This is a genomic window from Actinomadura viridis, from assembly GCF_015751755.1.
Taxonomy (GTDB): domain Bacteria; phylum Actinomycetota; class Actinomycetes; order Streptosporangiales; family Streptosporangiaceae; genus Spirillospora; species Spirillospora viridis.
In genome coordinates this window covers 8,321,507-8,334,150 of sequence record NZ_JADOUA010000001.1, presented here as the reverse complement: position 1 = coordinate 8,334,150, position 12,644 = coordinate 8,321,507, and the positions used below count along the sequence as shown (strand labels likewise).

At 73.1% G+C, this 12,644-nt stretch carries 10 protein-coding genes; 3 read left to right on the top strand and 7 right to left on the bottom strand.

What is annotated here, in order from left to right; genetic code table 11:
- Window positions 1-15: 15 nt before the first annotated feature.
- Window positions 16-2,901 carry a helix-turn-helix transcriptional regulator gene (locus IW256_RS42550; protein WP_307829329.1) on the top strand — a complete coding sequence of 962 codons (2,886 nt, stop codon included), beginning with the start codon at window positions 16-18 and terminating at the stop codon, window positions 2,899-2,901.
- An 85-nt stretch (window positions 2,902-2,986) separates the two neighbouring features.
- Here IW256_RS42550 and IW256_RS37820 read toward each other — a convergent pair whose 3' ends face one another.
- Window positions 2,987-3,805, bottom strand: a complete 819-nt coding sequence (locus tag IW256_RS37820) for a class I SAM-dependent methyltransferase (RefSeq protein ID WP_197015514.1) — start codon at window positions 3,803-3,805, stop codon at window positions 2,987-2,989.
- Between the two features lie 267 nt (window positions 3,806-4,072).
- Complete coding sequence (locus IW256_RS37815) at window positions 4,073-6,103, bottom strand: acyl-CoA dehydrogenase family protein (RefSeq protein WP_197015513.1); 2,031 nt, start codon at window positions 6,101-6,103, stop codon at window positions 4,073-4,075.
- Window positions 6,104-6,390: 287 nt separating this feature from the next.
- On the opposite strand from IW256_RS37815, the gene IW256_RS37810 reads away from it, so the two are divergent.
- Window positions 6,391-7,152, top strand: coding sequence for an IclR family transcriptional regulator (locus tag IW256_RS37810; RefSeq protein ID WP_197015512.1), 762 nt, complete (start codon window positions 6,391-6,393; stop codon window positions 7,150-7,152).
- Window positions 7,153-7,192: 40 nt separating this feature from the next.
- Here the strand turns inward: IW256_RS37810 and IW256_RS37805 are convergent, their stop codons facing one another.
- The 5 genes from IW256_RS37805 to IW256_RS37785 form a co-directional block, all read right to left on the bottom strand.
- A complete protein-coding gene (locus IW256_RS37805) occupies window positions 7,193-7,630 on the bottom strand; it encodes a MerR family transcriptional regulator (protein ID WP_307829328.1) in 438 nt (145 codons plus the stop codon).
- A complete protein-coding gene (locus tag IW256_RS37800) occupies window positions 7,627-8,061 on the bottom strand; it encodes an Hsp20/alpha crystallin family protein (protein WP_197015511.1) in 435 nt (144 codons plus the stop codon). Before IW256_RS37800 ends, IW256_RS37805 begins: the two co-directional genes overlap by 4 nt.
- A gap of 305 nt (window positions 8,062-8,366) precedes the next feature.
- Window positions 8,367-9,512, bottom strand: a complete 1,146-nt coding sequence (locus IW256_RS37795; protein WP_197015510.1) for an acetyl-CoA C-acetyltransferase — start codon at window positions 9,510-9,512, stop codon at window positions 8,367-8,369.
- A 178-nt stretch (window positions 9,513-9,690) separates the two neighbouring features.
- A complete protein-coding gene (locus IW256_RS37790; RefSeq protein WP_197015509.1) occupies window positions 9,691-11,727 on the bottom strand; it encodes an MFS transporter in 2,037 nt (678 codons plus the stop codon).
- A gap of 159 nt (window positions 11,728-11,886) precedes the next feature.
- Window positions 11,887-12,285, bottom strand: a complete 399-nt coding sequence (locus tag IW256_RS37785) for a hypothetical protein (RefSeq protein WP_307829327.1) — start codon at window positions 12,283-12,285, stop codon at window positions 11,887-11,889.
- 146 nt (window positions 12,286-12,431) lie between these two features.
- Here IW256_RS37785 and IW256_RS37780 point away from each other — a divergent pair, with 146 nt between their 5' ends.
- Complete coding sequence (locus IW256_RS37780; protein WP_197015508.1) at window positions 12,432-12,590, top strand: hypothetical protein; 159 nt, start codon at window positions 12,432-12,434, stop codon at window positions 12,588-12,590.
- The last annotated feature ends 54 nt before the right edge of the window (window positions 12,591-12,644 follow it).

Here is a 12,644-nt window from a genome sequence, read left to right as displayed (position 1 = left end):
TGGCATGCTGGATGCGTGAGCGCACGCGTGATGAGTCCCGCCCTGGTCGGCCGGGTGGCCGAGCTGGAGGAGCTGCGGGAGGCGCTCGCCCGCGCACCCGGCGCCGTGCTGATCGGCGGCGAGGCCGGGCTGGGCAAGAGCCGCCTGATCCGGGAGTTCGCCACCGCCGTGCGCGGCGGCGAGACGCCCGTCCAGGTGCTGGTGGGCGGCTGCCTGGAGCTCGGCTCGGACGGCCTGCCGTTCGCCCCGTTCACCACCGTGCTGCGCGGGCTGGTCCGCGACATCGGCATCGACGGCGTGGCCGCGCTGCTGCCCCGGGGCGACACCGGCGGGCTGGCCCGGCTGCTGCCGGAGTTCGGCGAGCCGGAGTCCGACACGGCGTCCGGGGAGGAGCGCGCCCGGCTGTTCGAGCTGGTGCTGATCCTGCTGGAGCGGCTGGCCGAACGCGGCCCCGTCGTGCTGGTCATCGAGGACGCGCACTGGGCCGACCGGTCCACCCGCGACCTGCTGGCCTTCCTCGTCCGCAACGCCGAATCCGCGCCGCTGCTGATCGTGGTCACCTACCGGGCCGACGAGCTGCACCGGGCCCATCCGCTGCGGCCCCTGCTGGCCGGGCTGGGCCGGCTCGACCGGGTCCGGCGGCTGGAGCTGGCCCGGCTGTCGCGGGCCGACGTCGCCCGGATGGTGACCGGGCTGCGGGGCGCGGAGCCGCCCTCGTCGCTGGTGGAACACGTCCACGCCCGCAGCGAGGGCAACCCGCTGTTCGTGGAGTTCCTGCTGGAGAGCGGCGCGGAGGGCGAGTTGCCCGAGTCGCTTCGCGACCTGCTGCTCGCGGGCGTCCAGCGGCTGCCCGAGGAGACCCAGGACGTGCTGCGGGACGCCAGCGGCGGCGGCACCCGCATCGAGCACGCGCTGCTGGCCGCGGTCTCCGGGCTGGACGACGCCCGGCTGACCCGGCTGCTGCGCCCCGCGGTCGCCGCCGGCGTCCTGGTCGTGGACGGCGACGGGTACGCGTTCCGGCACGCGCTCATCCGCGAGGCCGTCCACGACGACCTGCTGCCCGGCGAGCACACCCGCCTGCACACCCGCTACGCGCAGGCGCTGGAGCAGGACCCCGGCCTGGTCCCGGCCCGGCGGCTGTGGGTGGAGCTGAGCCACCACTGGAAATGGGCGCACGACCCCACCTGGGCGCTGGTCAGCTCGTGGCGGGCCGCCGGTGAGGCGCACCGCGCGCTCGCGTACGCCGAGCAGCTGGCGATGCTCTCGCGCGTCCTGGAGCTGTGGGACCGGGTGCCGGACGCCGCCGCGCGGATCGGCGTGGGCCACACCGAGGTGCTGGAGCAGGCCGCGACGGCCGCCGACCTGGCCGGGGAGTTCGACCGGGGCATCAAGCTCGCCACCGCCGCCCTGCGCGCGATCGGGACCGGCGAGGGCACCGCCCCGCGCCGCGCCGCGCTGCTGGAACTGCGGGGCCGCATCGGCCACCAGATGGCCCGGCCCGGCTTCGTCGAGGACCTCCAGGAGGCGATCGGCTGCCTGCCCCCCGAACCGCCGACGGAGCTGCGCGCCCGGACGCTGGCCGCGCTGGCCAAGTACGTCCGCCTCACCACCGACATCCCGATGGCCCGCGAGGCCGCCACCGAGTCGCTGCGCATCGCCCGCCGCATCGGCTCACCGGAGGCCGAGGTGTCCGCGCAGATCACGTTGTTCTGCGTGGACATCGACTACGAGCGGGACGAGGCGCGGCTGGCCGAGGTGGAGGCGACCGCCGAGCGCGCCCGTCACCAGGAGAGCCTGCTGCGCGTCGCGATGATCAAGTCGCACTTCCTGGAGGGCGCCGGACGGCACGAGGAGGCCGCCGAGGTCGCCCGGCTCGGCTTGGAACGTGCCCGGGAGCTCGGCGTGGCCCGCAGCCAGGGCACCTTCCTGAGCAGCAACCGCGCCGAGCCGCTGGTGTCGCTGGGGCGGTTCGACGAGGCCGACGCCGTCCTGCGGCAGGCGCTGGAGCAGGATCCCCCGGTCACCACGCGCACGTCGCTGGTGGTGCTGGCCGGAGAGGTCGCCCTGGCCCGCGGCGACCTGGACGCCGCCCGCGGCCGGCTGGCCGAGGCCCACACGAGCATGGGCCTGAAGATGCAGTGGCTGAAGACCCAGGACTACTTCACCGTGCTGCGGCTGGAGGCCGCTGTCCGGATGGCCGAGGGCCGCCCCGGTGCCGCCCTGGAGGCGGTCCGCGGGGTGCTCGACCACCCAGGGCTGCCCGACGACGCCCGGTACGCGTGGCCGGTCATGGTGATCGGCGCGGCGGCCTGCGCCGAGCTGGGCGACGCCGCCACCATCGACGGCGTCCCGGCGTTCCCGCTGATCGAGGCGCGGGTGGCACGGATGGGCGTCACCGGGCCCGCGCAGGAGGCGCACCGGCTGGCCTTCGAGGCGGAGACCGCGCGGGTACGGGGCATGCACGACGTCGACAGGTGGGACGCCGCCGCCACGGCCTGGGCCGGTCTCAAGCGCGCCCAGCCAGAGGCCGAGGCTCTCATGCGGGCGGGCGAAGCGGCCCTGTCCTGCGGCGACCACGCCGGGGCGGCCCGGCGCCTGGACCGTGCCGCCGGGCTGGCCCGGGACATCGGCGCCCGGCCCCTGGCCGAGCGGATCGAGGCGGTGGGCCGCCGGGTCCGGCGCCGGGACGACACCGCGCCGCTCGGGCTTACGCCGCGCGAGTTCGAGGTGCTCCGGCTGGTGGCCGAGGGCCACAGCAACCGGGACATCGCCGCGGCGCTGGTCATCTCGGCCAAGACCGCCAGCGTGCACGTCTCCAACATCCTGGCCAAGCTGGAGGTGGCCAGCCGGGGCGAGGCCGCCGCGACGGCCCACCGGCTCGCGCTCTTCGGCCCCGGCTGACCTCGGCGGCCCCGTCCGGCCTCAACCACTCGGCCTCAGCCGCCCGGCCTCGACCGCCCGGTCTCGACCGCTCGGCCTCAGCCGCTCAGCGCGGTACGCGGGCGACGCAGAACACGGTCTGGCCGAACGGCGGCCGGACGACGCGCTCGATGCCCCGGGTCAGCGGGATGACCGTACGGTCGTAGATCTTGACGAGCCGCGGGTCGGGGTAACCGGCGCCGCCCCGGCGGACCGCGGCCCACCAGGCGATCCCGCCCAGGAAGTTGATCGGCTTGAGCACCTCGGGCAGCAGCCCGGCCTGCCGGACCGAGGCCGCCAGGGTGGCCGGGGTGTAGCGGGTGACGTGCCCGACCTTGCGGTCGAAGTCGCCGTACAGCTGCATGTAGCCGGGGACCCAGATGACGATGCGGCCGCCGGGCTCGGTGACCGCGGCCAGGTCGCGCAGGGCCTGGACGTCGTCCTTGATGTGCTCCAGCACGTTCATCATGACGACGGTGTCGACCTTCTGCCGGATCCGGACGTCGGCCGGCAGCTCCAGGTCGAGCACCTCGACGTCGCCGTCGTCGGCGTACCGCTTGCGCAGCTCGCCCACGCAGTACGGGTCGTTGTCGCTCACGGCCAGGTAGTCCAGCCGGCCGGCGAACTGCTCGGAGAAGTGCCCGAGACCGGATCCGATCTCCAGCAGGGAACGGCCGACGTGCGGCGCGACCGTCTCGTACTCGTACTTGCGGTAGTTGCGCGCCTCGTCACCACCGAGGTGGTTCTCCAGGGCGCCCTCCCCGGCCGCCGGCTGGACGAGCTCCCCGTCCCCGGAGGTCGGAACGGCCGGCCGTGACTGCGGGCCGCTGCCGAGGATGTTGAGGAGGGTACCGGTGATGGACTTCTTCTGACCTGGTGACTGCATTACTTCCCGCTCGCTGGGTGCGTGGTCGCTCGCTGCGTTCAGCTTGGCGTTCGCCGGATCCGCGGGCCGGCACCTCTCCGGGGCCAGGCTGATCTCGGGCGCAAGTCGCGTCAGTCTACCCACAGGTCCATCGCGAAACGCGGTGGGCGCGCCATTTTCCGGTGACGGTGTGCGATGGACCACACGCGAAGGGTACGGAACGCCAGGTGATGATCCCCGCCCGGCGGCGCGGGAGGCTCCGGCCGCCATCAGCCTCCCGGCCGTCCGTCAGTCGATCGTGCGGTGCACGCTCTCCTGTCCGCTCGGCCCCGGTTCGGACGGCGCGATCCACGGGCCGGGGATGGACGGGTCGAGCACGCCCTCCTCCAGCCACGCGAAGTCGCCCGACATGACCTGCCTGGCGAGCCGGACGTCCAGCGCGTCGGTGTTGTGCCAGAGCCCCTCGAACAGCTCCTCCACCCGGACCCGGGCCTGCCGGCAGAACGCGTCGGCCAGCCGCAGCGCGGACGCCCCCGGCGCGGCCGGGCCGTCACCGTCCCGCGGCCCGGCTCCGACACCGGAACCGGTGCCGGAGCCCGTACCGGCACCGGTCCCGGCTCGGGCATCGGCGTGGGCCCGTACGCACACGGCGCTCATCGCGTAGAGCTCCGCGCCGATGTCCACCATCCGCCCGAGGAAGCCCTGGCGGTACTCCAGGCGGCCCTGCCAGCGTCCGGCGGCGTAGAACGTCGAGCGCGCCAGCTTGCGGGAGGCCCGCTCGACGTAGCGCAGGTGCCGGGCCAGCGGGCCGAACTCGCCGTACGCGCCGGGCCGCCGCCCCGGACCGGTCACCAGCGTGGGGAGCCAGCGCGCGTAGAAGCCGCCGGCGCGGGCGGCGGCCCGGATCTTCTGGTCGCGGGACGCCTCCGGATCGATGATGTCGCCGGCCACCGACAGGTGCGTGTCCACCGCCTCCCGCGCGATCAGCAGCCGCATGATCTCCGTGGAGCCCTCGAAGATCCGGTTGATCCGCAGGTCGCGCAGCAGCTGCTCGGCCGGTACGCCGCGTTCGCCGCGGGCGGCCAGCGACTCGGCGGTCTCGTAGCCCCGCCCGCCGCGCAGCTGGACCAGCTCGTCGGCGACCCGGCAGGCCATCTCCGAGGACCACAGCTTGGCCAGCGCCGCCTCGATCCGGATGTCGTTGCGCTCGTCGTCGGCGAGCTGGCTGGACAGCTCGAACACCGCCTCCATGGCGTAGGACGTGGCCGCGATGAACGCCACCTTCTTGGCCATCGCCTCGTGCGCGCCGATCGGGCGGCCCCACTGCACCCGCTCGCGGCTCCACTCGCGGGCGATCCCGGTGGCCCACTTGCCCGCCGCCGCGCACATCGCCGGCAGCGACAGCCGGCCGGTGTTGAGGGTGGTGAGCGCGATCCGCAGGCCCGCGCCCTCGGAGCCGATGAGGTTCGCGGCCGGCACCCGCACCCGGTGGAAGCGGGTGACGCCGTTCTCGATGCCGCGCAGGCCCATGAACGCGTTGCGGTTCTCGACCGTGATGCCGGGGGTGCTCATGTCGACCACGAAGGCCGAGATGCCGCCCCGGTGCCCCTCCGACCGCGGCACCCGGGCCATGACCACCACCAGGTCGGCGATCACGCCGTTGGTGGTCCACAGCTTCACGCCGTCCAGCACGTAGGAGTCGCCGTCGGGGACGGCGGTGGCGCGCAGCCGGGCCGGGTCGGAGCCCACGTCCGGCTCGGTCAGCAGGAAGGCGCTGATCTCGCGGGTGCAGCGCGGCAGCCAGGTCTGCTTCTGCTCGGCGGTGCCGAACAGCATGATCGGCTGCGGGACGCCGATGGACTGGTGGGCCGACAGCAGGGCGCCCAGCGCCGGGCTGACCGAGCCGACCACCATCAGCGCCCGTCCGTAGTAGAGGCGGCTGAGCCCCAGGCCGCCGTAGCGCTCGGGGACCTTCATGCCCAGCGCGCCGAGCGCCCGCAGCCCCTGGACGACGTCGTCGGGAATCCGCGCCCGCCGTTCGATCTCCACCGGATCGACCTTGGTCGCGCAGAATTCCCTGAGCTGCTCCAGGAACTCCTCGCCCTTGCTCCGGTCCTCTTCGTCCACGCGCGGATGCGGATGGATGAGATCGAGCCGGAGGTCCCCCAGGAAGAGTTGTTTACCGAAGCTCGGAAGGCGCCATTCGGTCTCGCGCGCCTCTTCGGCGACCTTGCGGGCGGTACGCTCGTCCACCGGCCGTGCCGGGGCGGCTGCGGGCTCGGTGGTGCGCTGGTTCGTCCTGCGGCTGGTCTGGCTCATGCCGGCTCCTCGGCGACGGTGTGCGGGTCACCCCTGAAGGCATTGCGGCACGTACCCGGACCCCGGGCGCCCATACTGCTCTCGAAGGGATTTTGGCGGGCCCTTGAGACATCTGGGAACGGAGATGTCGGCGACCGAAATAGGGCCCTTAAAGGACCGTTCCATGAACACCGCCGTGCATACCGACTTTTCGCGACGCACCACCCTTTGCGGTAGAAGTGATGCAATATGGTGAGTGTCACTAACGGCCTTGACCCGCACCGGGTCAGAGGGGTTCGCTGGGCGTGATGGATGAGACACGAAGACCCACTCTCATCGCCTCGGTGCAGCGCGCGCTGCGCCTGATGGAAGCGGTGGCCGCGCACCCCGGCGGGGCTCCCGCCAAGCAGCTGGCCCGCGAGGCCGACCTGCCCCTCGCCACCGCGTACCACCTGCTGCGCACCCTCGCGCACGAGGGCTACGCGCAGCGGCTGCCGGAGGGCGTGTGGGTGCTCGGCGAGCGGGTGCGGACGCTGCACGGCCGGAGCCGGGCCCAGCAGATCATGACGCATGTCCGCCCGACCCTGTCCACCCTGCGCGACGAGCTGAGCGCGGCGTCCTACTTCGCGATGCACGTGGACGACGAGATCCGCGTCATCGACGTCGCCGACGGCCCGCGCGCGCCGCGGGTGGACACCTGGGTGGGGTTCGACCAGGCCGCGCACGCCACCGCGATCGGCAAGTGCCTGCTGCGCCAGCTCAGCCAGGAGCGCCGCCGCGACTACCTCTCCAGGCACCCGCTGGTCGGCCTGACCCGGCACACCATCACCGAGCCGCGGCTGCTCCTGAGGCTCCTGGACACGCCCGCCGAGATCAGCCTCGACCGCGAGGAGTACGCCCTCGGCACCGGCTGCGCGGCCGTCCCGGTCAGTGACGCCACCGGCTCGGTGGTCGGCGCGCTGGCCGTCTCCTACCAGGCCGGCCTGCTGCCGAAGATGGAGGCGGCGGCCCACCGGATCCACGCCACCGCCGCCCGCATCCAGCGCACCCTGAGCCTGACCGGAGTATGAGGGGCCGCGCGGCCGTTCGCGCGTACAGGGCCCGGGCCGTTCAGCGGTACGGGCCGGGCGGGCGCGGGCGCCCGCCGCGCAGCGCCGATTCCAGCTCGTGGATGCGGCGCCGGTCGCGCGCGTGCCTGGCGTCCGCCTCGCGCAGCCGCGCCTCCATCTCCTGGACGCGCCGCTCCAGCTCCAGCACGCGCCGGATGGCGGTCAGGGTCATGCCCTCGTCGACCAGCTCCACCACGTACCGCACGCGGGAGATCTCGACGCGGGAGTAGCGGCGCTGCCCGCCCCCGGTCCGGCTGGGCCGGACGACCTCGTACTCGTCCAGGCGGCGCAGGAACGCCTGCCGGAGCCGCAGCATCGCGGCGACCTGCCCGACGGAGTAGAGGGGCGCGTGCTCGTCGTCGACCGGCAGAGCGCCCGGAGGGCGCGGCCGGGCCTCGCCGCCGGCCGCGCCCCCGGTGACGCCGTCCCCCTGGGTCACCCCTCCAGCACCTTGCGGCCGGCGCCCTGGATCTCGACCTTGCGCGGCCTGGCCTTCTCGAGCACGGGGATGCGTACGGCGAGCACGCCGTTGTCGTAGGCGGCCTCGATGCCGTCGGCGTCGAGGTGCTCCGACAGGTAGACGCGCCGGGTGAACGCGCCCATCGGGCGCTCGCGGAGGAACTGCCGCTCGTCGTCGAGGCGCTCCTCCTCGCGCCGGGCGCTGACGGTCAGCACCCCGCGGTCGACGGTGACCTCCACCGAGCCCGGGTCGATGCCGGGCAGGTCGAACTTGAGCAGGACGTCGTCCTTGCGGCGGACACCGTCCATCGGCATCACGGCCGCTCCGGAGTCGCCCCAGGTGCGCCGGGCGAGCCGGTCGAACTGGCGCTCGAACTCCTGGACGAACGGGTCGATCGAAGTCAGCAGCATCGTTCCGCCACCTCCGTTGGTGAGATCGTCGCCCGCCCTGGCGAGACGGGCGCCCAAGACTTCCGGTTCGAACTCTCGGCCTCCGCTAGGAGGAAACCTACAACTCGAATAATACCTTCTCTCCGAGCGAGTTGTGAAGTCCCCGGCGCGCCGATGCTCTGCCACGCCTGACGGCAGGCAGGAAGGCGGGCAGGCATGACGAAGGGCGGGCGGGACCCTATGGTCCCGCCCGCCCTCAGGCCGTCCCGACCGGGACCGATCGGCCTCGATCGGTCCCGGTCAGGCCCGTACGTCGATCGGCCCGGTCAGACCCGCTCGATGATCGTGGCGTTGGCCTGGCCGCCGCCCTCGCACATCGTCTGCAGGCCGTACCGGCCGCCGGTGCGCTCCAGCTCGTGCAGCAGCTTGGTCATCAGCACGCCGCCGGTGGCGCCCAGCGGGTGCCCCAGCGCGATCGCGCCGCCGTTGGGGTTGGTCTTCTCCAGCGACGCCCCGGTGTCCTTGGCCCAGGCCATCGGCACCGGCGCGAACGCCTCGTTGACCTCGAACACGTCGATCTCGTCGATCTTCAGCCCGCCGCGGGCCAGCGCCTTCTCGGTGGCCGGGATCGGGCCGGTCAGCATGTAGACCGGGTCCGAGCCCGTGACCGCGAGGGTGTGGATCCGCGCCCGCGGGGTGAGGTCGTACCGCCTGACGGCCTCCTCGGAGGCGATCAGCAGCGCGGAGGCGCCGACCGAGATCTGCGAGGCGACGGCGGCGGTGATCGCCCAGCCCTCGCGCAGCGGCTTGAGCCCGGCCATCTTCTCCATCGTGGTGTCGGCGCGGGCGCCCTCGTCCTTGGCCAGCCCGGCCAGCGGGGCGATCTCGCGGTCGAAGTAGCCGGCCTCGATGGCCTTCACCGCCCGCTGGTGGCTCTCGAGCGCGAACCGCTCCAGGTCCTCGCGGGAGAGGCCCCACTTCTCGGCCATCAGCTGGGCGCCGCGGAACTGCGAGATCTCCTGCTGCCCGTAGCGCTCGCCCCAGCCCTCGCCGTACGGGAAGGGCATGCCCTTCTCCAGCGCCATGGCGACCGAGGACCCCATCGGGACCATCGCCATCTGCTCGACGCCGGACGCCACGACCAGGTCCTGGGTGCCCGACAGCACGCCCTGCGCGGCGAAGTGGATCGCCTGCTGGGACGATCCGCACTGGCGGTCGATGGTCACGCCCGGCACGCCCTCGGGCAGCCCGGCCGACAGCCACGCGGTCCGCGCGATGTCCAGCGACTGCGGGCCGACCTGCATGACGCAGCCCATGATGACGTCCTCGACCGCCGACGGGTCCACCCCCGTGCGGTCGACGAGCTCCTTGAGCACGTGGGCCCCGAGGTCGGCGGGGTGAACGTCCTTGAGGGCACCCTTCTTGGTGCCGACGGGGGTACGGACCGCGCCGACGATGTACGCCTCGGCCACTACGCCTCCAAGTGCAGAATCAGGGTTCCGTCCCGAAACCGAGTCAGATTCGGTCAGTTGCTATGAGAGTACATCGCCCCGGCCCCCTGCCCTATGACCCGGGTCTCGCTGGTCGCATTCACAACCTGTCCACCACGGTAGACCGCGCTTCTCACAGGGTCGCGGGCCGGGTCGCGCCTCACGGGCGGCGGCGGGAGCGCGGGTCGACGGCGTCGGCGTCGCCCTCGTCCCCCAGGGACTCCACGGCCAGCCGCGACAGCAGGGCGGCCAGCTCGGGGTGCTCCTCGGGCGCCCAGCCCTCCAGGTGCCGCGCCAGCCCCGCGCGGCGGGCCGCCACCAGCCGGCCGGCGACGTCCCGCCCGGCGTCGGTGATGACCAGATCCCCGTCCCGCCGGCGGACGAGCCCCGCCTCCACCAGCCGGTCCACATGCGGACGCCCCCGCTCGACCGTGACGCCCGCGCGCGCGGCCAGTTCGGTGCCCGGCACGCTGCCCTCGCGGGCGATCCGGCACAGCGCCCACATGCCGCCGGCGGGCAGGTCCACGTCCGCCAGCACCCCCAGCCGCGTGTACAGCTCCCTGGCCCGCGGATCCTTGCGCATCAACTCGCTCAGCGCCCGTTCCATCTCGCACTCGGACGAGCGGACCGTCGGTGCCGCGCCGAAGCCCTCCCCGTAGTCGCGGGTCTGCGAGGTCGCCCGCAGCGGCACCTCGCGCAGGAACCAGGTCAGCACGACGCCGACCGCGGCCACCGGCACCGCCCACAGGAACACCGTCTGGATGGACTGGGCGTACACGTGGATGAACTCGGCGCGGACCTGCGGCGGGAAGCGGTTCAGCACCGCCGGATCGCCCTGGACGGCCTGCGCGTCGAAGCCCGGCGGCAGCGTCACCCGGCGGACCAGGTCCTCGGTGTTGGCGGCCAGCCGGTTACTGAAGATCGATCCGAACACCGCGACGCCGAACGACCCGCCGATCTGCCGGAAGAACGTCACCCCGGAGGTGGCCGCCCCGAGATCCTCGTACGACACCGCGTTCTGCACCGCGATGACCAGCACCTGCATCACCAGGCCGAGCCCGAAGCCCAGCAGGGCCAGCCGGACGCCGGTGGATGTCGCCGAGGTGGTCTCGTCCAGGCCCGAGCACCACCACAGCGCGACCGCGATGATCGGGGTGCCCAGCACCGGGAAGATCTTGTAGTGCCCGGTACGGCTGATCAGCTGCCCGGAGCCGATCGAGGCGACCAGCATCCCGGCCATCATCGGCAGCAGGTGCACCCCGGACAGGGTGGGCGAGACACCGTTCACCACCTGGAGGAACAGCGGCAGGAAGGTCAGCGCCCCGAACATCGCGAACCCGACCACGAAGCTGATCGCCGAGCCCAGCGTGAACGTCGTGGACCGGAACAGCCGGGGCGGCATGACCGGCTCGGCCGCGCGCCGCTCCACCACGATCCAGATCGCGATGAGCACCACCGCGGCCGCGCCCAGCCCGATGACCTGCGGCGAGGTCCAGGCGTACGTGGTGCCGCCCCAGGTGGTCATCAGGACCAGCGCGACCGCCCAGCCCACGATCAGCAGCGTGCCCAGGTAGTCGATCCGGTGCCGTTCCCGTTCGGACGGGGCGTGCAGCACCGCGGCGATGACCACCAGCGCCAGCACGCCGATGGGCAGGTTGATGTAGAAGACCCAGCGCCAGGTCAGGTTGTCGACGAACCAGCCGCCCAGCAGCGGCCCGACCACGCTGGAGACGCCGAAGACGGCGCCGAACAGGCCCTGGTACCGGCCGCGTTCCCGGGGCGGGACGACGTCGCCGACGATGGCGACCACCAGGACCATGAGACCGCCGCCGCCGAGGCCCTGCAGCGCCCGGAACCCGATCAGCTCGGTCATGTCGCGGGCCAGCCCGCACAGCGCGGACCCGATCAGGAAGATGACGATCGAGGTCTGGAACAGCCGCTTGCGCCCGTACTGGTCGCCGAGCTTGCCCCACAGCGGCGTGGAGGCGGTCGCGGCGAGCAGGTACGCGGTGACGACCCAGGAGAGGTGGTTGAGCCCGCCCAGCTCGGCGACGATGGTGGGCAGCGCGGTGGAGACGATCGTCTGGTCCAGCGCGGCCAGCAGCATCGCGAGCATCAGCGCGCCGAGGACCACGTAGAGGTCGCGGCCCGCGGGCACGGGCCGCGACTCCTTCCGGAGCGACGCCTCAGCGGTCATCCTCGCCCCCCGTCACCGCTTCCGGTACGGGGTCCTACCCAGCCGAGATCGGGCATCACGCCCGTCCCGTCCACGTTGAGTCGCGGCGAGTTGTCCTCTCCAGGCGCGCCGAGGGAGCAACTCGCCGCAAGTCAACGTGCGGCACATGTCAACGTACGGCTAGCCGACGACGTCCTTGGCCACCTTGGCGGCGCCCAGGGCGGTGCAGCCGCCGGCGACGGCCACCGCCCCGGCGGTGACCCACAGGGGCAGCCCCTGGCGCGACCGCAGCCCGTTCACGATGTCGAGGGAGTCGACCGCCAGGCCGAGCCGCGCCCACGTCCTGCGGCTGGACCCCCGGCTGAGGAGGTAACCCGCGCCCAGGGCGATCTCACGGGCGGCGAACATCCGCGTCATGTAGTCGCGGCCGGCGTCACCGCCCTTGCCCATGCCGATGAGCCTCACGGTGAGGCCGGGGGCGGCGAACGCCGCGGCGCCGAGAGCCACCCGGCCCCTCGCCAGGTGCACCATCAGATCGTCCACCCGGTCACGCTTCTGGTCTTCCTTCGCATCTGCCACGGAGGTGAGATTAGCCCCGTACCGCCCAGAACTCGACCACCGGGGTAACCATCTCCTTACTCCCTTTGCCTCCCGGACGCCGCCGCGGGAACGCCCGCGCCGTCTAGGCTGCGGGAAGAGGTGGCCCCTCGAGAACGAAGGTGAGCATGGAAGGGATCCTCGCCCTCATCGTCGTCGCCCTGCTGGGCGCGTTCTGCGTGCGCTGGGCCGCGGCGCGGATGCGCCTCACCGTCCCCGCCCGCGGCGGCGTGATCATCGTGTTCGTGCTGGTGGTGCTCGCCCTCTGGGGGCAGAGCCTGGATTGACGGGGTACGTCGAACAAACCGCCCGATCGGGGAGTCATACCTGTCGAGACCGGC